The following is a 21,612-nucleotide window of genomic DNA, read 5'->3' as shown; positions in this document are numbered from 1 at the left end:
AGTCATGCCGGCAGAGTTTGATTTTTAATAATAAATTAGTCTGTCTGCACGGCTTATATGTGGGTCGATCTATACAAAAATTCTTCTATCACATGACACGACTTTTACTCCTCTCCGCCTTGCTGCTTTGCATCTGCAAGCCTTCTATAGCCCAAAAGAGCACCGACAATTCGCTGAAAGAGATTCTCACGAAAGCCGGTAACGATAATGTGAACGAAGTGCTCAGCAAGCCGGACCAGTACCGCGTGCAGATCATTTACACCGAGATCAACCGGGACAAAAACAACAAGCCTTCTTTCAAGAACCATTACTTCAACTACGATCCGAAGCTATACTTTAACCCGGCCTCTACCGTAAAGCTGCCCCTGGCTTTTATGGCGTTGGAGAAGCTGAACACCCTTGGCAGCAAAGGTATAGACATGCACACGCCGGTTGTTTTCGACAGCAGTTACGTAGGCCAGAAGCCCCTGCTCGCCGACGCTTCTTCAGCCAACGGTCTGCCCTCCATCGCACACTTTATCAAACGCGCCCTGCTCATCAGCGAGAACGATCCGTACAACCGCCTCTACCAGTTTGTAGGGCAGCAGGAAATTAACCGGAGCCTTCGCCGCAAAGGGTACAAGGGCTCCCGCATTGTACGTCAATTTGCTGGCTATACCACCGAGCAGAACCGCCACACCAATGCCATTCGCTTCCTGAATACCGATGGCACCACCAGGTATAGCCAGCCGCCTTTGTACAACCCCGACCCGATTGATTTCAGCGAACAGATCAAACTGGGAATTGCACACTTCGACAGCCGCGACAGCCTGGTAAATGGCCCTTACGACTTCACGCTGCACAACAAGCTGCCGCTGCAGGACCTCCAGAAGCTGCTTCAATCGGTTATGTTTCCGGCGTCGGTGCCAAAAATGCAACGCTTCAACCTGGCTGCGGATGATTACGATTTCCTGTACCGTTACCTGTCGCAGTACCCTTCTGAAACCTCCTACCCTAAGTATGACACCACGGAGTTTTACGACAGCTACGTAAAGTTCTTCTTCCGCGACAGCACGCACCACATGCCTGAGCAGGTGCGGGTGTTCAACAAAGTAGGCTGGTCGTACGGGTTCCTGACGGATGTGTCGTACGTGGTTGATTTTGAAAACCAGGTGGAGTACATGCTGGCAGCCACAGTGTATGTAAACAGCGACGGCGTGATCAACGACGGCAAGTATGACTACGACACCATCGGCTATCCCTTCCTCTATAACCTGGGACAGATCATTTACCAGCACGAGCTGGCACGGGAGCGCAAGTATAAACCCAATTTGTCAGCCTTTCAGGTGAAGTATGAAAAGCGCGACCCGCAGGACACACGGGCTGCCTTGAAAGAGGTAGATAACTAACCGTGGGGTAGGCAGTAAAATTTGGCATGAACGATAAACTTGCAAGCCTGAACCATCTGCTGATCGCTCTGAATCCAAAATTTTATAACACCGATTGCCCCTATACAAAAGCTATTGTCGAGGCGGAGCCGTATTATTCAGGAAAACAATGCATGAACTATGGATTTCTATGCATTCAACTGTCTGCCAAGGGAAGAGCGAGCGGAGCTGGTCTGGGAGCATGGGCGTTACCTGGCCATACGTGAAGAAATGGGTTGCAGTGTTGCCCTCTACCACATGGGCAGGTTCTTTGCAGAAGTATGGTACTCGCCGGAAGACAACCAGATTGCCTTGGTCCATGGGTTCACAAGCAGATCGCTCCTGGAGCCTTACCTGGACCAGATCGATCTGGAAGATTTATCGGAGTAACCAGGAAAGGGAAACCTCCTGGTTTTACTTTTACAACACTACTCGGATACACAACTATAACCGCATAGCCACTCGCAGCCAGTCAAATCTTCCTGAATTGGTGGGTATTTACACGATCTGCTTTACTTTTGCAACAGATCAGTGGCTGATGAAATTACTGGAAAAACACGATCTCCACTACCCTGTAACTAATTAGATAAACAACGGCAACTGCTACACCCTCTTCATGCTTAAACAACTTATACTTGTAGGTCTCGGTGGGGCTGCCGGAAGCATGCTGCGCTTCCTCACTGCCGTACTGACTGCTAAATATTATGCGGCTACGTTTCCGCTGGCTACGTTTATCGCCAATGTGGTGGGCTGTTTCCTGATCGGGATTTTTATCGGGTTGTTCTGGCATAGCAGCCAGCTAAACCAAAACCTGCGGTTGCTGCTCGTTACTGGTTTCTGCGGTGGCTATACCACCTTTTCTACCTTCTCTTCCGAAAACCTGAACCTGCTGCAGACCGGCCATACGCTCACAGCCATTGTATACATGGCAACAAGTATAGTGGCAGGATTACTGGCCATCTGGCTCGGGCTGTTTTTGGCAAAGTAACAGGGGCTTAAAGTATAGCAGTTTATACTTGCGTTACTTTTTCAGCAGCTCTCTCAAATTAGTGAAAGTCTCGAAAGGACCTTTGGTTACAAACAGGTTGGCGATCCAGGCAGGTATAGCGCCTCCAGGGTTGAGGTCGAGAAAGTAATCAACTTTGATCTTGTCTTTACCCACGGACTTTACCTCCCAGCGTGCCACCAGATGCGGCACACGCACCTTGCCATCGTTAACTGGTACGGCCTTAGGCAAACCCACTGTATTAATGACAAGCGTTTGATCGGCCTTGTTCTGCGTCATCTTCATCCGGATCGGGATGTCGCGGTTGCTGACAGGCCAGGGGACTTCTGTCTCAACATAATACAGCAACTCGCCCGGGCTTGTTCGCTTCAGCAGTTTTGAGCTTTTTGTGGCATACACCCACTCCTTCTGGGTGTTTACGTCCTGCACAACGGCCCACAGCTTTTCAGGTGTACCTTCCATAACAGCAGTAACTTTAATGGACTTCAGTGCCGAAGATTCAGAGTCAGAAGTATACACAAGTATACCGTCTTTCTCCTTTACCAGCTGCCACCTGGCTTCGGTAGCAGAAACGGGCGCGGAGAAAAGCATCAGTACTATAAACAGGAGGTGGTGCAGCATAATTTGGGTGAATGAGAATAGAATAATTCAGGTAATCTGATCAGGTATCTACCTATTAAGCAACAGTTTACAGAAAATGGTTCAAAGTATAAACAAAGCCTGTGCCGCTGTTTAGCTCAAAAAGAAAGTATAAGCTGGTGTTGCAGTTGCAGGCAAGCTCAAATAATACCTGCTGCAGCAACCACTTTTCCGGATTGGTGTATACAAAGCTATGCTTCCCTGGTAACAAGGCTTGCCAGCACTGCATCAGGCGCAGGCAACGACGAGCTGCTGTTAACAGATGTTACATACTTTCAGACAGGACCAGTAAATGAGCTATCTCCCAAACCTATTCACGACCGGTGCCATCAGAGAGACTCCCCAGAAGGTGATCCGGAAAATTGTGGGAGAAGTAACTTTTACCGCAGATACTACCACCATCATCGAGATCGGGGCGGGCCGTGGAGAGATCACAAAGCCCCTGCTGCACAAAGCCAAAGGAAAGCAAAACCTCTCGTATTACGCCTTCGAGATTGACGAGGAAGCCTGCCAGTACCTGAGAAAGCATTTACATGCCCTGACAGTTGTAAACGGAAGCGCCTTTGAGTTTGAGAAGCATATACCCCCGGCAGCCAAAGTAGATTATTTTATTAGCTCCATTCCGCTTTCTTTTTATAAGAAAGAAATGATCGGGCCCTTTCTGCAGAAAATCAAAACATGGCTGAAGCCGGACGGAAAGCTGATCATTATTTTTAGTGCGGCGTGGCTGATGCCTCTGTTTAAAAAGCACCTGCCGCAGCTCAAACCCTATACTTTTTTGTCGTTCCCGCCTTATTTTATGGTGGTGTACAAACACAAAGTATAGATACTCACTTTAAATCTAATGCCCTCTTTTCAGGTATTTTTTAATGCAATGCAGTGCTCCCGAGTTTTCTACAAAGGGATGGAAGTCCTCCAGTTGCACCACTTTAAAACCCAGCTCTTCCCAGATGCGCTTATTTTCGTCGTCAGTCTTCTTAAGGTCTTCCCAGTCGCCGTGCCCGTAGGTGGGCAGCCATACTGTTTTTTCCTGCTTGTTCCGGATCTCTACCACGGCATTGTTGGAAGTGGCAAAATACCATTTCCGTACGCGCTCCTCTTCATCATCAACATAGGTTATCGGCAAAGGATTACGATACACTTCAAAGCCTAACCCGGAGAGCAGCTCGGCAATGTCGTCAAACACATCGTACATACTTAAGCGTGCGGTGCTGGTGCCTAATAGTTCATCGGCCATGCGGGTGTCTCCTACCAGCACCTGGTATTTACCTGCCTTGTTTCTTCCGGCCAGGGTAATAAACTTATCAATGTGAAACATCGGCTGCACCGTGCCTTCGCCGTTCTTGGTATAAATGGTTTCGGTCCACTCCTGCCCGTCATGGGTAAATGTGCGGTTCCTTTCACTTGGGATGATCAGCGAACTCCCGATAAAGTATAGCTTGCGGTCCTTGTCCAGGTACTTTTTGTACAGCCTGGTAAGGGCATCGAGAGCAGATGTTTCGAGGAGCGAACCCTGCACACCGTTCAGGTCCAGAAGCGTATCGACAGCGTAGTCGGCTCCCATCAGGAAAAAATCATCGCCGATCAGGATATTGCCCCCTTCATAATACAAGGGCACCTTCAGACGTTCCAGCTCAAATGCCCTGGCAGTAAGGCGGCTTATGTAATCATCAAAAATGCGGCGATGGGAGTGCGGCTGCACCATGTAACGTTTTCCATTGGCCTTGTCCTGCACCACCTCAAAGCTGTCTTCTGCCCATATGAACATGTTGTAAACAGTAGGAACCCGGTGCAAGTGGGCGCGATCTATAAGCTTATTTTCCTGAAGCCATTGCTCCAGCTTATCGGCTACCGGTTCGTGCACAAGCATATACAGCTGGGTGTGCGAAGGCAGCTTCAGCAGCAGGTCCTGGTATACTTTCCAGAGCGGATTATCTTCACCCTCCATGGCATAGGCTGGCAACGAGAACAGGATGCCCTCCAGGGTACCGTCGGCACTGGGCACTAAGCTCGGCTGCACCGGGTGGGATTTGTACTCGTGCAGGAAGCTCATGGCGATGGCACGCCTGCGCATACCAGCTTCAGGTATTTGTTGCTGTGCCTCGTTTATGAGCTCGTCAACAACCCGGTAATGTCGTTTTCTGAGGGGCAGATTTTCTTCCATACTTCACTCCTACTGGTTAATGTTCAGCTTCTTTTACGATTGCCATGCCTTTGCGGCCGGCCAGCAGCCAGAGCACAATCAGGATAAACTCTCCCACTGCATCGAGTAGGTAGATGTTGGAAATCACGTCAGCCAGGCTGTAGTATACATCGATCAGGATCAGGCCGGCTGCGCTAAGTATACCCAGCCATTTTATCTCCTCGGTTACCCGTTTTCTGAAGCCTGCAGCCAGAAGTATAAGCCCGATTGCCAGTATCAGTACTGCTACCGTTCGCACCAGCCACAGGTCGTTTTTGGGGCCTGTCACCCACAGAAAGCTTGGCATGTGCAACAGAGGCCAGATGCCGGTAACAGCCCAGTAAATGCCCTGCAGAATGGCTACAAACGTTACTCTTATCATACATCGGGATTTAGGCTAAAATATACGCGCTGCCTTGTGTTTTGCTGCATAAGCGCAGGTATACTTACCCCTCTTCTTCTCTCCGACGTACAGGTGTTAGGTTAAGATCAGAGCAGCTTATGACAATAAAGAAAATAAAAACGATCTACGACGGGTTTTATACTTTACGGAAACTGGTGGTGGAAGAGAACGGGGAAATCTTTGAGCGGGAGCAGTTCGAGAGCGGCGATGGTGCTGCCGCCCTGGTTTACGACACGCAGAAAGAAAAATACATACTGGTGAAGCAGTACCGTTACCCCGCCCGGCAGGAGCTACTGGAAGTAGTAGCCGGGGTGCTGGAAGATAACGACCCGGAGAAAACCATCCGCAAAGAAATTGAAGAGGAAACAGGTTATACCGTGGACAGCCTGCAGCACATCCGGGACATTTATACTTCGCCGGGCGCCTGCACCGAGAAAATATACATGTACTATGCCGAAGTGAGCAGGCAAAAAGGAAAGGGTGGCGGCCTGGACGAAGAAAACGAAAATGTGAAGATAGTTTACCTGACGCAGGAAGAACTGCTGCAGAAAGAACTGCTGGATGCCAAGACCATCATAGCCGTACACTGGCTATCCAAGAAGTTGAACCAGCCCCCAAAAGACACTGAAGCAACACTTTAGGGTGTTGCTTCAGTTCTTATAGTATGATTATACGTGCAGCTGTTCGTATATCGGAATATCAAAGGTTTCTTTGTCGGCGGTGAGGTGAACCCGTAAGTCGCAGACGGTGAACGGCTGCCCTGTCTTGATCTCATGAATCGTGGTCTTGGATATACCCGTGCCGTCCACCACTGTAACCAGACCGTTTCCTACAACTTCCACGTGCCTGCCCTCTGTAACAAGTATAGCCGTGTCTTCTTCTAATCCGATACCGATACAGCCGGGGTTGGTGGCAATAGCCTGCGCCATGCGTACAATGCGCCCGCGGGCAATAAAGTGCGTGTCGATGGCTACGTTCTTCAGGAACTCCAAGCCTGTGGTAATGCGCACATCACCTTTGAGCATGCCTCCTTGCGTCTCGCCTTCGTAGATCATGGGCGTGGAAAGAGCTGCAGCACCGGCACTTGTGCCGGCAATGATGATGTCATCAAATGTATAACGCTGCTTCATCAGCTGCAGCAGCGGGGTTCCGCCAAATATGGCCGTCAGGCGCAACTGGTCACCACCGGTAAAAATGATGCCTGCTGCTTTCTCCATAATTTTTAAGTATTCGGGGTCAAAGGCATCTTTTCTGGTTCTGATGTCCAGCACCTCTATGTTTTTCTGTTTCAGGTTGCCGAACACCTTTAAGTAATCCTTGGCAGCCGCTTCCGGCTGCGTAGATGCCGTTGGGATTACAGCGATCAATGGGTTAGAGCCCTTCAACTCATCCACGAAACGCTGGAGGATCTGCTCGGGCACAAAGTCTTCGTTTTGTCTCTGTATATCGGTTTCTTCCTGGGAGCTCTTGCTTTCCTTCCCTCCTATGGCCAATAGCTTTCCCTTCGGCACCGGCATTCCGTTGCCGCTTTTCATACTCTGCCTGCCCCTGACAAAGGCCTTTTCATCCTTCACAGTTGAATCGGTAAGGGGCAGTGGATTTTGGTTTTGATCTTCTTTTTCTTTCTTATTTGCCATAACGGAAGTTTTATACAAAACAGCTTTAAGGTTTTTTATAACTCATGACACGGGCTGCTACCGTATCGGCAGTGGCCGGGTTTGTCTTAAACGTCACCCAACCTTCCCGCTCCGATTCTTTTGGAGCAAAGGGAATCTGCAGCTCGGCTGTTTCCAGCTCATCGCTGCCTCGCTTTAGCGCAAGTTCTACCAGCACTTCTTCTGCTGTCTGGTTGCCCAGATTAATGATGGAGACGTGATAGCGATAAGGCGCCTGTACCGAAGGATCAGGACGGTACTTTACCTGTATATCCGGGGAGGTTGGCACATAGGTATATGCCTGATGCCCCAGGTAGCCAAGTATGGACACGATCAGCAGCAGGCTCACCGCAAACACCGTCCACTCCAGCGGGTTTTTGGAGTCGTCTCCTTCCCGGTATTTTCTTTTAGTTTTTTCCATTTCAAATCAATGTGATCCGATGTTACCTGATCAGCAGCCTTCCGGCTGAGGCGCCTAAGGATGCCAGCACTCCCAATACGATGCATTCGGCAACAGCTACGTCAAAGCTCACCCCATCAAAGCGCCCGAAAAACCACAGGCTAAATGCGGAGGCCGCAAGTGCTACCACATAGCTGACGCAGGTATCCACTATAAGACCGTAGACCAGGTTGTCAGGTGCCTTCTCTACAGACCCTTTAAAGTCGCTGAAGAACACAACTACTACGCTGATAAACAGCGAAGCAAGTGCCATTACCAGCAGGTGGATAGCCTCCGCTTCTACGGCCAGCATCACTACTTCTTCAGTAGGTGCCACATTGCCTCCAACAATAATGGCCCCGCAAAAAGCAAGCACCACCAGCCCCATATCCAGCGACCACTTTGTACCGGATGCATCATTCGTTTCCTCCTCAGGCCTGGATTCGTCGTCTTCGCTGCTAACGCCAAGCTGCGCTGTTCCAATCGACACCCCAATGGAGACAACCATGGCTTCGATGATCGTTTTGCCCATGATCTCCTCCAGCGCCATATCGTGGAACTGAATGCGGTTTAGCATAAGCAATACCAGGAACGAGATCAGGATACCGATACCCATTTCCTCCACCGAATCGATGATGATGGTGCGCCACGAAGTATCTGCCCGCAGCCCTGCGTAGCGGTTATATCCCAGCAGCAGCACGTACGTTACCACTACCAGCAGCAACAGCTGCATAGGCGTAGCCATAAATCCGGCCCACCATACTTCCATCGTAAAGAGCAACGGAAAACTAAACAACAGTCCCCCGGCTATGCCACGCGCATACTCTTTCAGCGACTTGCGAACGGGCCTGCAGTTTATCTTTTTCTCTTCTTCTAACAGGTGCTTCATTTTTCTTTCTATTCAACAGCCTGCCGGTTTCAGTTACCTACTTTGGGTTGGTTTTGGTAACAGCTGCTCTGGCAGACCTATTCCTGTCCTCTTCTGTCTCAAGCCTAAGCAACATAAATTGGACATTTTTCAAACCAGTTCCACCTGGTTTGTATCGAGGCTTTATACGCATTTGCATCTGAATAAGTGTTTGCATACTTATCGTGCACGCTTTTAATAAAACAGCCCGGAACGTCGGCAGAGAAGAGCAAAAAGAAAGGAAGGCACAACAAGTATAGAACGCGAAACGTGTAGAAGCATACTTTTTCCTGCTGCATGGTAAAGGAAGAAAGTTATGTTTAATAAAAGTTAGGGGAGCCAGCTCCAACCACCTGTTAGCTCAACCATTTTCACTGGCTCCCATAACCTGTACATGGAAGTACCGCCCTTAGCACCCAAATAAGGGCGGCCTTGCCACGATTTCAACAATAAGCGGTTATACAATGCTTCTGTTTTCCAACATGCTACCATCAAGTTTCTTAAAATTGATGCAGGAAAGACTCAACCAACCGAACGTCTTTTCCTGAAAGCCTGCTTCTGTAGAACCGTTACCTGCTTATACGCCCTGCCACCAAGCAGAGTAGATGCTTGAGGTACAAAATAGGCATTATCTCTGCAATTCAAGTGTTTGCCGAAATCCCTTACGTATTTATACTAGCCGTTTGCTTTTAAATAATTGTATTTTTTCAGAATGTTACTCAGCAGTCAAGAACGCGTTTTCTGTGCTGAGTTTCCTACATAAAGCTCACCTTTCTTCAATAGTTCTTTTAGTATATATAATTAATTCTATCTTTGTTTTACATCTTCCAACTATAAAAACAAACATGAAGAAATTATTAGCAGCCGCAGCGCTGACGCTACTGGGCACCGGGGCATTTGCACAAACGACAAAGGGTACTGTGGCTATAGGAGGTACTGTAAGTTTTTTTAATGAAGGGAGTAAGCGTGATAACAACTCATCTCGGTATAGGAGAATCAGCCTAAATCCTTATGTAGGTTATTTTATCAAAGATAGAACAGAAGTGGGGGCAGCGCTAAATCTTTCTCATTCTCAAGACAGCTACTATTACAACGAAACAGAAAACTTTTCAAAGGCCCAAAGCATTGGATTGTCTATCTATACTACTAAATATGTTGCACTCGAGGAGAAACTATACCTCTATGGGACGGTGATGGCTGGAGCCGGTTTTGGTGGAATAAAACGCAAAGGCGAAGAGTACCCTTCAGAAGTCAAAACCCATAATACAAACTATTTCAACACAAAACTCACTCCTGGCTTTTTATACACTGTTACACCTAAACTAGGTGCTTTCATCTCGTACTCAGCTATCTATTATCTTAACAGCAAAGAAAAACCAGTTAATAGTGTTGAAGGGGCATTCTACAGTAGCTCTGAAACTTTTGGGGCTGACATCTCATTGAACTCGCTTCAGTTCGGGTTAAATTATTTCATAGTGCGTTAACGAGTTCATGATGAAGAGGCTACTACTATTCGTGTTTGTAACATTGCTTTCTGTGAACACAAGGGCTCAGACCACGAAAGGCACCATTACTTTTACAGGAACCCTTGCCCACTGGCAGGTCAAACATCGTTCAGAATTCGTGGAGCAAGGGAGTATGTTTGGCAGGATAAGAACAACAACGTTAGCGCCTTCTATTGGCGGCTTTGTAAAAGACAACCTGGAGTTAGGGGCTATACTTTACATATACCAGGATAATCATGAAGATTGGTGGGAAGGTTTTAGGCTAGACAAACCAATTGATCATCCCTGGGACGAAACTTATTCTAGCTACGATGAGCATAAAATAGACTACAGGGTATATGCCAGGCAGTATAAGTATCTGACAGGAAAACTTGCGGCTCACTTCACACTTTCTGCTGGAATAAGTAACAGGCACCTAAAGCTTACTCGTGGAAGAAACGTGAACGAAATAGTTGATCATAAGGAGGAGGAAACGAATTTTTATACAGCCCTGTCTCCCGGCCTGACGTATTTTGCATTAAAAAACTTAGGATTCTCCGCAAATCTTGGAGCCCTTTCTTATACCCGCCACAAATTTCTCTCTGCAAATCCTGATTTTGGCTCTCAACCTTATAAATCCAATGTGGTGAAACTTGACTTCTCAAGTATGAATGTGAACTTTGGTATGACCTATTTTCTGAGAAAGTAAATAAACACTTCCTCAAAAACAGCAGCGGCCTCACCTAATTAAGTGAGGCCGCTGCTGTTTCTATAATATCTAACGTCTTACGTCAAGCGTCTATACTTTACCACCCACTCGCCAGCACGTCAGCGATGTGCATTGTTCTGATCGGCTTTTTCTGCTTCTGGATGTAGGCCTCCAGGTGCATCAGGCAGCTGCTGTCTGTGGATACAATGTAATCCGCGCCGGTAGCCAGGGCGTTTTCTACTTTCTGCTCGGCCATTGCCACGGAGATGGCTTCGAACTTAACAGCGAAGGTACCGCCAAAGCCACAGCAGGTTTCGTTGTCTACCATCTCCACCAGATCCAGCCCTTCCACGTTGCTCAGCAGTGCACGCGGCCCTGCTTTGATGTGGCACTCACGCAAAGCGCTGCACGAATCGTGGTAGGTGTACACGCCCGGCAGCGAAGCACCCGGTATACTGGTTACGCCCAGCACATCTGTCAGAAACTCGGTAAACTCGTATACTTTCTTCTGCATGGTGCGGTACTTCACCAGGTTCGACGACTTCACAAAAATATCCTGGTAGGCGTTGCGCACCATACCCACGCACGATGCCGATGGCGCCACGATGTAATGCGAGGTCTCGTTCGAGAAATCATCCAGGAATTTGGTGGCTACCTCGCGGGCTTCGTCAAAAAAGCCGGCGTTAAAAGCAGGTTGTCCGCAGCAGGTCTGGTTGGGGTTATAGTTTACCTCGCAGCCTACGCGCTCCAGCACTTTTACCATGTTCATGCCTGTTTCCGGGAACAGCTGGTCCACGAAGCAGGGTATAAAAATATCTACGATTGTTCTTGCCATAATCAGGAAAAGACAGCTACAGACTGCGCCATTGCCGCCTGAAATGCCTCTTTGTTCAACTCCAAATTTAAACCTTTATTTTCGAAATAGCCGACCAGATTTTCTGTAGCCATGTTGCCCACCAGTTCGTCCTTGGCCATCGGGCAACCGCCATACCCCCGGATGGCCCCGTCAAAGCGAAGGCAGCCGGCGTTGTAGGCGGCGTCCACTTTCTCCTGCCAGGTAGCAGGTGTGGTGTGCAGGTGCGCGCCAAACTCAATGTGCGGGAACGCCGGGATCAGGCTTCCGAACAGGTAGGTGATGATCTCCGGGTTCGACATGCCGATGGTGTCCGAAAGCGAGATGATCTTTACGCCCAGCTTATCCAGGTCCTCCACAAACCGGATCACCGTTTCTGCATTCCATGGATCTCCGTAGGGGTTGCCAAAACCCATCGAGATGTAGGTAACCAGCGATTTATCGTGCCGTCCGCAGATGTCCTGGATGTGTGCCAGTTGCTCCATGGCCTCGGCTATACTTTTGTTGGTGTTGCGCTCCTGAAACGTTTCCGATACCGACAGCGGGAAACCCAGGTAATTTATCTGCTGGTGCTGGGCTGCATCCTCTGCCCCGCGCACATTGGCAATAATGGCCAGCAGCTTTGATCTGGTGTTATCCAGGTCCAGGTTGGCCAGCACTTCGGCCGTGTCGCGCATTTGCGGTATGGCTTTCGGAGAAACGAAGCTGCCAAAATCGATCGTGTCGAAGCCCACTTTCAGCAGGGTGTTGATGTAGTCGATCTTGACTTCGGTAGGAATGAACTGCTTCAGCCCCTGCATGGCATCGCGCGGGCACTCAATTATTTTCATAGGTCAGGATTCTTACAGGTGCCGCCGTTCGGTTGGCAGCCTTTCAAAGATACACATTTGAATTGTCCGCGCCGAAGTAACTTGCGCTTATACTTTTATATTTGATTTGAGTTCTGTATATTCCGGTGAAAGATTTTTTCTTTTAAAACAAATTTTAGCTAAATGACCCGGATCAGCAACAGTACTGTACTTATCACCGGCGGCGCCTCCGGCATTGGCAAACTGATGGGCCAGAAATGCCTGCAGCAGGGTGCTTCCCGCTTGGTCATCTGGGACATTAACCCTGAAAACCTGCAACTGGTCGCAGCTGAATTTGAAGCTCAGGGCTATCAGGTACACCCCTACCTGGTGGACATAGGCAACCTGGCCGAAGTGGAACGTACAGCAGACCGGGTACTGCGCGAAGCGGGCACCCCATCCATCCTGATCAACAATGCAGGTATTGTGGTAGGCAAGCGCTTTGCTGAACATTCGCTTTTTGAGATCGAGCGTACGCTCAACATCAATGTGCTGGGAGCCATGGCCGCTACCCGGGTTTTTCTGCCGGCTATGCTACAGCAGGGCCACGGCCATGTAGTGAACATAGCTTCTGCGGCCAGTCTGCTGCCTAACCCCCGCATGAGCGTGTACGCGGCCAGCAAATGGGCGGTGCTCGGGTGGTCGGAAAGCCTGCGGCTGGAGCTTGAACAGATGAGCCCCCACCTGCACGTTACCACCGTAACCCCAAGCTACATCGATACCGGTATGTTCGCCGGGGTAAAAGCACCGCTGCTTACGCCTATTCTGCAACCCGAAACCATAGCCAACGCGATCCTGGAAGCTGTAAAAGAGAACAAGATCATCCTGCGCAAACCTTTTATCGTTAACCTGCTGCCACTGCTCCGGGGTATACTTCCTACCCGCATTTTCGACGCAGTGGTGGGCAAAACCTTCAAGGTTTATACTTCGATGGATAAGTTTTCGGGCCGTCCTGGCCCTGTTGCTGTTCCGGAGAAGCGAGCTACCGACACCCTAACCCCCTAACCCCAAGCATACGCTATGAAACAAACCGCTTCACCCTTAGAACTAGAATCACACCTCGTCCAGAACCTTGTCGAAAAACAACGTCGCTTCTTTGCAACAGGCAAAACCTTATCGGTAGAATTCCGGAGGGAGCAGCTAAACCGCCTGCTGGATGCCCTGCTCCGCCATGAGCAGGAGCTTTTCGACGCCATGTACCAGGATTTCCGAAAACCTGCCTTCGAAAGCTTTGCCACCGAAGTGGGTTTTGTAGAGCAGGAATTGCGCCTTGTACTTAAACAATTAAACAAGTGGGTAAAGCCGCGCAAAGTAAAGGAAACGCTGGTCAACTTTCCGGCACGCAGCTACATCTACTCCGAACCTTACGGCATTGCCCTGATCATCGGCCCCTGGAACTACCCCTTGCAACTCGTTCTCAACCCTTTGATCGGAGCCATAGCAGCTGGCAACTGTGCCATCGTAAAGCCATCGGAGTTAACCCCGGCTACTTCCGAAGTTATTGCCCGCCTTATAAACGCTACGTTTGATGAAGGCTATGTTTCGGCTGTGGAAGGTGGCGTACGCACCACGCAACACCTGTTGGCAGAACGCTTCAACTACATCTTTTTTACGGGCAGCACTCCCGTAGGGCGCATTGTGATGAAAGCAGCTGCGGAACACCTGACACCCGTTACGCTCGAGCTCGGCGGAAAAAGCCCGGTAATAGTTACCGAAGACGCAGACCTGGACCTGGCAGCAAGGCGCATTGCCTGGGGCAAGTTCCTGAATGCCGGGCAAACGTGTGTAGCCCCGGATTACGTACTGGTGCACGAGCAGGTAAAAGAAGAACTGATCGAGCAGCTGCGGCTTACGATCGCGCAGTTCTATGGCGAGGATCCGGCGTCCAGCCCGGATTACGCCCGCATCATCAACGACCGCCACTTCGACCGGCTCAGCAGTTACCTGCAGGATGTACATGTTAGAGTTGGCGGACAAACCGACGACACTGCCCGCTACATCGCCCCTACCGTGGTAGACCAGGTAACGTGGCAGCACCCGATCATGCAGGAAGAAATTTTCGGCCCCTTGCTGCCGGTGCTCACTTTCAACACTATAGAAGAGGTAATCCAAACCGTGAATGCACACGAGCGGCCGCTGGCTTTTTACCTTTTCTCCCAAAGCCAGGAGTTGCAGGAAGAAGTGTTGCAGCGGGTACATTTTGGAGGCGGCTGTATTAACGATACGATCTCTCACCTGATTAACCCGAACCTTCCTTTTGGTGGGGTAGGCAGCAGCGGCATGGGCAGCTACCACGGGCAGCAAAGCTTTGATCTGTTCTCTAATCAGAAAAGTGTGGTGAAGCGCGGCACCTGGCTGGATTTGCCACTCCGCTACCCGCCCTACGGAAATAAACTTCCGCTCATACGCAAAGCTTTTAAGTGGCTATAGAATAAAACAGGCGGATGTATGCCCCACATACTTCCGCCTGTTATTGCTCCGGGCTTTTTGCAGAAACAAAGTATAAATTATTATGCAGCGCCTGCGTATACGTTACAGAGCAACACTATAGCCCCTTAAACCTATGGAAAACCTGATCGAATACATGGACGAATCTCTGGTGCCACTGGAGGAAAAAGTAAAAGAATACCTGCACACAGAACGCGAAATCAGGCTGCTGGAAGTAGAGCTGCTTTCGCTGCAGCGCCACTGGCAGGTAGCCGGCGCAGCGCATGCCCAGGAAGAGCATCCCGTAGCAACAGCCGACGAACAGAATGACGAGAAACTAAACGCGGCAGAGCAGAAAATGCAGCAGCTGCTGGAACAGTATGAGCAGTTGCAGCAGGAAGTAATCCGTATGCTGCCGGAACAAAACAAATTCGTGGAGCTGGACCTGGGCTATGGTCCCAGCCAGGTTGGCTACTTCACCATCGATCATGAGACCCATCAGCAATTGCCGGAGCCCATACTACGGGTGGTGCATTAACGATGGAAAGCATTACGCTTTAACCCGATTTACCTTTTAGAAACTCCTTTGAACCACGCATGGGTTTATTACTCCTATACTTATCAATCGCCCTGATTTTGTCTTTTTTGTGCTCTCTGCTGGAGGCTACGCTGCTAAGCATTACACCCTCTTATGCCAGCATCATCAGCCAGCAGAAGCCGGAGGTTGGCAAGGACCTGCAGCACTTCAAAGACAACATCGACAGGCCATTGGCAGCCATACTTACGCTCAACACCTTTGCTCATACTATCGGAGCGGCTGGTGTGGGTGCACAGGCGCAAAAACTTTGGGGCGAGGAGTACCTCACGCTGGTTTCTATAGCGCTGACGATCGTGATACTGCTGCTAACCGAGATAATACCGAAAACGCTTGGAGCCAACTACTGGAAGCAGCTTACTCCTTTTACCGTGCGCACGCTCAAGATCATGATCTACTCGCCCCTTTACCCGATCATCCTCCTGTCGCAGTTTATCACCAAAAGGTTGAAGACTGATAAAGAGCGAAGTGTACTAAGCCGCGCCGACTTTACGGCCATGACAGAGATCGGCATCAAAGAAGGAATCTTAAAAATGGGCGAGTCGAAGATCATACACAACATCTTAAGCTTTAACAACATCCAGGTACGCCATATCATGACGCCCCGCACGGTTATAAGCGGAGCACAGGAAGACCAGACCATTGCTGCTTTTTTTAAACAGGCTACCAGCCTGCGCCACTCCCGCATTCCCATCTACTCCACCTCCATCGACAACATTACAGGCTATGTTCTGAAAGATGACGTAATGCAGAAGATCATCCAGCAGCAAGGCAACTTGCCGTTGAAAAGTATAAAGCGGAAGATACAGGTAGTACACGAGCACATGCCTATTCCTTTGCTGTTCAACAACCTGATGAAAAATAAAGACCACATTGCCATTGTGGTGGATGAGTATGGCGGCACTGCAGGCATTGTATCGATGGAGGATCTGATCGAAACCTTACTTGGCGCCGAGATCATGGATGAGATGGACGACGTGGCCGACCTGCAGGAATGGGCACGAACCAAATGGGAAAAACGTTCCCAACGCTTCGGCTATAACGTGGACCGGAATGAAACATGAAGTATAAATTCTGACTATACTTTGGTGCGAGTTCGTAGCTTGTTCCAAAGTATGATGGTGGGATTTAAAGCATTCCGGGGTTATACTCTCTACTAAACAACAGGGCCAGGCTTAAGTATACGCCTGGCCCTGTTGCATGTCTATTACTCCTGAAATTACCTGTTAATGGAACTGCTCTTCTTCGGTAGAGCCAACCAGCGCAGCTGTAGAAGCCTGCCCGGAAGTAACGGTGTTCTGTACCGCATCAAAGTATCCGGTGCCTACAAACGACTGGTGCTTTACGGCCTTGAAGCCATCTTTTACCAGTGCAAACTCCCGTTCCTGCAGCTCAGAATAACCGGCCATGCCGCGCTCTTTGTAAGCCTTCGCCAATTCGAACATACTGGTGTTGAGTGAGTGGAAGCCGGCCAGTGTAATGAACTGGAATTTGTAGCCCATGGCGGCTAGCTCTTCGCGGAAGGTCTCCATTTCTTTCACGCTCAGTTTGGCTGCCCAGTTAAAGGATGGAGAGCAGTTATAAGCCAGCAGCTTGCCCGGATACTCTGCATGGATGGCCTCGGCAAACCGACGGGCATACTCCAGGTCCGGGTTCGAAGTCTCCATCCAGATCAGGTCGGCGTAAGGCGCATAAGACAAGCCTCTGGCTATACCCTGCTCAATGCCGTTGCGCACCCGGTAAAATCCTTCGCTCGTACGCTCGCCCTGAATAATAAACTCATGGTCGCGCGGGTCGATATCGCTGGTGATCAGGTTGGCGGCATCGGCATCGGTACGGGCTACTACAATCGTTGGCACACCCATCACATCCGTAGCAAGGCGTGCAGCGATCAGCTTGTTGATCGCCTCCTGTGTTGGCACCAATACCTTACCCCCCAGGTGGCCGCACTTCTTGGCAGATGATAACTGGTCTTCAAAGTGCACGCCGGAGGCTCCTGCCTCGATCATCATCTTCATCAGTTCGAAAGCGTTCAGGTTACCGCCAAAACCAGCCTCCGCGTCCGCCACGATCGGCACCATCCAGTCTATTTCTCCTTCTCCGTTTACCGACTGGATCTGGTCGGCACGCAGCAGGGCGTTGTTGATTTTTTTTACCACAGCCGGTACGCTGTCAGCCGGGTAAAGGCTCTGATCCGGGTACATGTGCCCGGCCAGGTTGGCATCGGCTGCCACCTGCCAGCCGCTCAGGTAAATGGCGTTCAGGCCGGCCTGCACTTCCTGCACTGCCTGATTACCGGTAAGAGCTCCCAGACCAGCCACGTAATCTTCTGAATTCAGCAAACGCCATAGCTTTTCGGCACCTTGTTTGGCCAGTGAGTACTCGATCTTTACCGAGCCCTGCAGCTTTACCACTTCCTCGGCGCTATACGTTCTGATGATACCTTTCCAGCGCGGGTTTTCGATCCAATCCTTCTCGATCTGTTTGATTCTATCTTGCTTGCTCATGGCGAATGAATGATTAATGATTGATGATAAATGATTTAAGCAGGGAGTAATAAGCCGTGAAGAATGTACAATCAAGAATTAGCCATTCTTCACGGCTTATTATTTCTTAATCGATGTACTTGTAAGCGGGCAGTGTCAGGAATTCCACAAAGCAGGTACTGAACACAAGCTCGGCGAAGAGCTGCGAAGCTTTCTCGAAGTGACAGTTCTTGAAAGTAGCAAGGCCAACTTCTTCCCGGATGTTGTCTGTCTCTTCTTTGATCAGCTGCAGCACACGCTCTTCTGTGATCGGCTGGCCGTCATCGGTAAGCGTACCTTCCTGGTGCAGCCACTGCCATACCTGTGCACGGGAGATCTCGGCGGTAGCAGCGTCCTCCATAAGGTTGTGAATGGCAGCAGCACCGGTGCCGCAAAGCCAATTGCCCAGGTACATGATGCCCACGTTGATGTTCAGCCGCAGGCCTGCTTCCGTGATCTTGCCTCCTTCTATTTTGAAGTTGAGCAGATCCGCTGCCTTTACCTGCACCTCTTCGCGCAGTACATCTTTCTGGTGTGGTTTGTCGCCCAGCACCTTATCGAAAGCGGCTCTGGCTACCGGTACCAGGTCCGGGTGCGCCACCCAGGTGCCGTCGAAACCATTCTTCGCTTCAAAAGCTTTGTCGGCATCTACTTTCTCAAAAGCATTTTTATTTACAACAGGGTCCTGGCGGCTTGGGATAAAGGCTGCCATACCGCCCATGGCATGCGCGCCACGCTTGTGGCAGGTCTGCACCAGCAGGTTGGTATAGGCCCGCATAAAGGGTACCTGCATGGTAACGGCAGTACGGTCCGGGAACAATACGTCCGGTTTGCTCCGGAACTTCTTGATGGCGCTGAAGATGTAGTCCCAACGGCCGGCATTCAGGCCCACAATGTGCTCACGCAGCTCGTAAAGGATCTCGTCCATTTCGAATGCAGCCAGTATGGTTTCGATCAATACAGTGGCTTTGATGGTACCCACCGGAATATCCAGTGCTTCCTGCGCTGCCACAAATACTTCATTCCAGAGGCGCGCCTCCAGGTGGCTCTCCAGCTTGGGCAGGTAGAAGTATGGACCGGTATCCCGGGCAATGAGTTCTTTTGCATTATGGAAGAAGTATAAACCAAAATCGAACAGCGAGGCGGATATCGCCTTGCCACCTATGGTCAGGTGCTTCTCCGGCAAATGCCAGCCTCTTGGGCGCACGACCAGCACGGCTACTTGCTCTTTCAGGCGGTAGGTCTTGCCGTTCTGCACTGTAAAATCAATGTCGCGTCGGATGGCATCGCGCAGGTTGATCTGCCCCTGCACCACGTTTTCCCAGGTAGGTGAATTGGCATCCTCGAAGTCGGCCATAAACACATTGGCCCCAGAGTTCAGTGCGTTGATCACCATTTTGCGGTCAACAGGTCCTGTTATTTCCACCCGTCTCATTTGCAGGTCCTCCGGAATAGAACCTACTTTCCAGCTTCCTTTTCGGATCTCAGCAGATTCAGGCAGAAAATCAGGCAGTTCGCCGGCATCGATGCGCTCCTGGCGTTTTACCCGCTCAGCCAAAAGTTGCTCACGCTTTGCTTCAAATCGTTGATGAAGCATCTCCAGAAACTCAAGCGCCTCAGGTGTAAGGACAGTTTTAAATTCATTGGTAAGGGTTCCTTTTACTTCGGTGGTGCTCTCTACTAACATATCATTGAATTTTAAGCGGTTATACTATACTTTTAGCTGCTTTTTCAACTTATACGCGCAGTTTACATTTTTAGCGAAAATTCGCTAAAAATATTTTATACGTTTTTAGGAAATAATCGCAAAAGGTACTTTATTCGTTGTAGAAGTATAAAAAACAGAAGTATGCGGTTAGAAGAAGATGTCATCCGGATCATTTTAGGCCTGAAAATCAAGCAGCTCCGCCTGGAAAAAGATATATCCTTAACAGATCTTGCCACTGCTACAGATATTTCTGTTTCGTACCTGAACGAGATAGAGAAAGGGAAAAAGCACCCGAAGCCAAGCAAGATAGCTGTGATTGCAGATGCTTTAGGGGTTACCTATGACTACCTGGTATCGCTGCAACTTTCAAAGCGACTTCAGCCTGTGGGAGAGCTGCTACGTTCCAACATCCTGAAAGAGTTGCCGCTGGAACATTTTGGTCTGGACATCAGCCGCCTGCTCGACCTGTTTGCCACTGCTCCAGCTAAACTCAGTGCTTTCATCAACACGCTTCTGGAAATTTCGCGCGCTTTCGACCTGCGCGTGGAGCAATTTTACTTTTCAGCACTCCGCTCCTACCAGGAACTGCACGATAATTATTTTGAGGAGCTGGAGGTGGAAGTAGAGCGGTTTATGGAACAGTTCCAGCTGAACCCCGAGCAGACGCCTACTTATGAGCAACTGGCACAGGTACTGCAAACTTCATTTAACATAAAAATTGAAACAGAGACAATTCAGCACGTACACGAACTGGCTCCGTTACGGACAGTACTGGTAACAGGAGCTACTCCGCGCCTGCTGCTGAACCCTACTCTGACAGAACAGCAGCGTACGTTCGCCCTGGCCCGTGAATTAGGTTTTCAGTTTCTGCAGCTGCACGACCGGCCTTATACTTCTACCTGGGTGCGGGTGGGATCTTTTGAAGAGGTGCTGAACAACTTTAAAGCTTCTTACTTTGCCGGTGCCCTGCTATTGAACCGCGACCGCCTGGTGCAGGACATCCAGTTGTTCTTTAACGAACCAACCTGGAACCCGCAGCGCCTGCTGCAGATCATGGAGAACTATAACACATCACCGGAAACGCTGCTTCACCGCATGACGTCTCTCCTGCCGCGTTTCTTTAATATCCGGCAGCTGTTTTTCCTGCGTTTCCACCACGATCCGGCCTTTGACGCGTATTCCCTGACCAAAGAACTGCACCTTTCTGGCCTTCACAACCCACACGCTTCTTTTCTGAACGAGCATTACTGCCGCCGCTGGATTTCCCTTACGCTCTTTGAAGAGGTTGAAAAGCAAAAAACCAGCGGGAACATGGACCAGCCCATCATAGGCATTCAGCGTTCGTCTTATATCAACTCCACCAACGAGTACCTGGTACTGGCACTGGCAAAGCCGGCCGAACAACTGAACGGAACAGTAAGTATAGGCCTGCTCCTGAATGAAAATCTACAGCGCAAGATCAAATTCTTAAATGATCCGGCCATCTTACGCCGCCTGGTAAACGAAACCTGCGAACGCTGCCCTGCTGTAGATTGCCTGGAGCGAGCCGCACCGCCGGTTGTCCTGGAGAAACAGCAATGGCAGGAGAATGTGATGAAGATTATTGAAGGGTTGAAATAGCGTTTGTCATTTCGAGCAGAGTGATAAATCTGCTACAGTTCCTTAGCTGAAGCTTATACTTGCTTCTAACAAGCCTTTGCTATCGTAGCTACTTTCTATCCTCAGTCTTACTTGCCTATAGTTTCATAGCTACTTTTGGTGCGCTCACGGCCGCGGGGCCTCGTCCTGGGGGTAGGGGCCCTCGATGAAGGGCATCGCGCTGTCTA

The 21,612-nt window shown here is 49.8% G+C and carries 22 protein-coding genes; 12 read left to right on the top strand and 10 right to left on the bottom strand.

Going from position 1 to position 21,612, the window contains the following annotated elements:
• Positions 1–92 precede the first annotated feature (92 nt).
• From MJ611_RS13195 to crcB, 3 genes are all read left to right on the top strand, one after another.
• Positions 93–1,388 (top strand): serine hydrolase, encoded by a 1,296-nt coding sequence (locus MJ611_RS13195; protein ID WP_250430285.1) that lies wholly within the window; start codon positions 93–95, stop codon positions 1,386–1,388.
• A gap of 159 nt (positions 1,389–1,547) precedes the next feature.
• Positions 1,548–1,796 carry a hypothetical protein gene (locus MJ611_RS13190; RefSeq protein ID WP_250430284.1) on the top strand — a complete coding sequence of 83 codons (249 nt, stop codon included), beginning with the start codon at positions 1,548–1,550 and terminating at the stop codon, positions 1,794–1,796.
• 226 nt (positions 1,797–2,022) lie between these two features.
• Positions 2,023–2,394, top strand: a complete 372-nt coding sequence (gene crcB, locus MJ611_RS13185; protein WP_250430283.1) for a fluoride efflux transporter CrcB — start codon at positions 2,023–2,025, stop codon at positions 2,392–2,394.
• A 33-nt stretch (positions 2,395–2,427) separates the two neighbouring features.
• Here crcB and MJ611_RS13180 read toward each other — a convergent pair whose 3' ends face one another.
• Positions 2,428–3,033: an START domain-containing protein gene (locus MJ611_RS13180; protein ID WP_250430282.1), complete on the bottom strand. Its 606-nt coding sequence runs from the start codon at positions 3,031–3,033 to the stop codon at positions 2,428–2,430.
• 310 nt (positions 3,034–3,343) lie between these two features.
• Here MJ611_RS13180 and MJ611_RS13175 point away from each other — a divergent pair, with 310 nt between their 5' ends.
• On the top strand, positions 3,344–3,877 hold the full coding sequence (locus MJ611_RS13175) for a class I SAM-dependent methyltransferase (protein WP_250430281.1): 534 nt from the start codon (positions 3,344–3,346) through the stop codon (positions 3,875–3,877).
• Positions 3,878–3,892: 15 nt separating this feature from the next.
• On the opposite strand, the gene MJ611_RS13170 is transcribed toward MJ611_RS13175, so the two are convergent.
• Positions 3,893–5,215, bottom strand: a complete 1,323-nt coding sequence (locus MJ611_RS13170) for a hypothetical protein (protein WP_250430280.1) — start codon at positions 5,213–5,215, stop codon at positions 3,893–3,895.
• A 16-nt stretch (positions 5,216–5,231) separates the two neighbouring features.
• Positions 5,232–5,615 carry a hypothetical protein gene (locus MJ611_RS13165; RefSeq protein WP_250430279.1) on the bottom strand — a complete coding sequence of 128 codons (384 nt, stop codon included), beginning with the start codon at positions 5,613–5,615 and terminating at the stop codon, positions 5,232–5,234.
• 119 nt (positions 5,616–5,734) lie between these two features.
• Here MJ611_RS13165 and MJ611_RS13160 point away from each other — a divergent pair, with 119 nt between their 5' ends.
• On the top strand, positions 5,735–6,277 hold the full coding sequence (locus MJ611_RS13160; RefSeq protein WP_250430278.1) for an NUDIX domain-containing protein: 543 nt from the start codon (positions 5,735–5,737) through the stop codon (positions 6,275–6,277).
• A gap of 27 nt (positions 6,278–6,304) precedes the next feature.
• Here MJ611_RS13160 and MJ611_RS13155 read toward each other — a convergent pair whose 3' ends face one another.
• The 3 genes from MJ611_RS13155 to MJ611_RS13145 are packed head-to-tail and all read right to left on the bottom strand — an operon-like array spanning position 6,305 to position 8,619.
• Entirely contained in the window at positions 6,305–7,273 is a 969-nt protein-coding gene (locus MJ611_RS13155; protein ID WP_250430277.1) for a cyanophycinase, read from the bottom strand.
• A gap of 25 nt (positions 7,274–7,298) precedes the next feature.
• The gene (locus MJ611_RS13150; RefSeq protein ID WP_250430276.1) at positions 7,299–7,712 is read right to left on the bottom strand and encodes a hypothetical protein; all 414 of its coding nucleotides are present in this window, start codon (positions 7,710–7,712) and stop codon (positions 7,299–7,301) included.
• A 22-nt stretch (positions 7,713–7,734) separates the two neighbouring features.
• A complete protein-coding gene (locus MJ611_RS13145) occupies positions 7,735–8,619 on the bottom strand; it encodes a TIGR02587 family membrane protein (RefSeq protein WP_250430275.1) in 885 nt (294 codons plus the stop codon).
• A gap of 863 nt (positions 8,620–9,482) precedes the next feature.
• On the opposite strand from MJ611_RS13145, the gene MJ611_RS13140 reads away from it, so the two are divergent.
• The gene (locus tag MJ611_RS13140) at positions 9,483–10,121 is read left to right on the top strand and encodes an outer membrane beta-barrel protein (RefSeq protein WP_250430274.1); all 639 of its coding nucleotides are present in this window, start codon (positions 9,483–9,485) and stop codon (positions 10,119–10,121) included.
• Positions 10,122–10,128: 7 nt separating this feature from the next.
• Positions 10,129–10,830 carry a hypothetical protein gene (locus MJ611_RS13135; protein WP_250430273.1) on the top strand — a complete coding sequence of 234 codons (702 nt, stop codon included), beginning with the start codon at positions 10,129–10,131 and terminating at the stop codon, positions 10,828–10,830.
• 97 nt (positions 10,831–10,927) lie between these two features.
• Here MJ611_RS13135 and MJ611_RS13130 read toward each other — a convergent pair whose 3' ends face one another.
• Positions 10,928–11,665: a (Fe-S)-binding protein gene (locus tag MJ611_RS13130; RefSeq protein ID WP_250430272.1), complete on the bottom strand. Its 738-nt coding sequence runs from the start codon at positions 11,663–11,665 to the stop codon at positions 10,928–10,930.
• Between the two features lie 2 nt (positions 11,666–11,667).
• Positions 11,668–12,513: a hydroxymethylglutaryl-CoA lyase gene (locus tag MJ611_RS13125; protein ID WP_250430271.1), complete on the bottom strand. Its 846-nt coding sequence runs from the start codon at positions 12,511–12,513 to the stop codon at positions 11,668–11,670.
• Positions 12,514–12,675: 162 nt separating this feature from the next.
• Here MJ611_RS13125 and MJ611_RS13120 point away from each other — a divergent pair, with 162 nt between their 5' ends.
• The 4 genes from MJ611_RS13120 to MJ611_RS13105 all read left to right on the top strand — a co-directional run bounded on the left by MJ611_RS13120 (position 12,676) and on the right by MJ611_RS13105 (position 16,617).
• Positions 12,676–13,536: an SDR family oxidoreductase gene (locus MJ611_RS13120; RefSeq protein WP_250430270.1), complete on the top strand. Its 861-nt coding sequence runs from the start codon at positions 12,676–12,678 to the stop codon at positions 13,534–13,536.
• Between the two features lie 15 nt (positions 13,537–13,551).
• Entirely contained in the window at positions 13,552–14,961 is a 1,410-nt protein-coding gene (locus MJ611_RS13115; RefSeq protein WP_250430269.1) for an aldehyde dehydrogenase, read from the top strand.
• A gap of 133 nt (positions 14,962–15,094) precedes the next feature.
• Positions 15,095–15,496 carry a hypothetical protein gene (locus MJ611_RS13110; protein ID WP_250430268.1) on the top strand — a complete coding sequence of 134 codons (402 nt, stop codon included), beginning with the start codon at positions 15,095–15,097 and terminating at the stop codon, positions 15,494–15,496.
• Positions 15,497–15,555: 59 nt separating this feature from the next.
• Positions 15,556–16,617 carry a CNNM domain-containing protein gene (locus MJ611_RS13105; protein ID WP_250430267.1) on the top strand — a complete coding sequence of 354 codons (1,062 nt, stop codon included), beginning with the start codon at positions 15,556–15,558 and terminating at the stop codon, positions 16,615–16,617.
• 162 nt (positions 16,618–16,779) lie between these two features.
• On the opposite strand, the gene aceA is transcribed toward MJ611_RS13105, so the two are convergent.
• Entirely contained in the window at positions 16,780–18,060 is a 1,281-nt protein-coding gene (gene aceA / locus MJ611_RS13100) for an isocitrate lyase (RefSeq protein ID WP_250430266.1), read from the bottom strand.
• Between the two features lie 106 nt (positions 18,061–18,166).
• Positions 18,167–19,765 carry a malate synthase A gene (gene aceB, locus MJ611_RS13095; protein WP_250430265.1) on the bottom strand — a complete coding sequence of 533 codons (1,599 nt, stop codon included), beginning with the start codon at positions 19,763–19,765 and terminating at the stop codon, positions 18,167–18,169.
• Positions 19,766–19,927: 162 nt separating this feature from the next.
• Between aceB and MJ611_RS13090 the strand changes: the two genes are divergently transcribed.
• Positions 19,928–21,406: a helix-turn-helix domain-containing protein gene (locus MJ611_RS13090; RefSeq protein ID WP_250430264.1), complete on the top strand. Its 1,479-nt coding sequence runs from the start codon at positions 19,928–19,930 to the stop codon at positions 21,404–21,406.
• The last annotated feature ends 206 nt before the right edge of the window (positions 21,407–21,612 follow it).

Origin of the sequence: Pontibacter ruber (assembly GCF_023630205.1) — a bacterium.
Lineage (GTDB): Bacteria > Bacteroidota > Bacteroidia > Cytophagales > Hymenobacteraceae > Pontibacter > Pontibacter ruber.
Note: the sequence above shows the minus strand (reverse complement) of the source record. Positions and strands in the feature narration are given on the sequence as shown.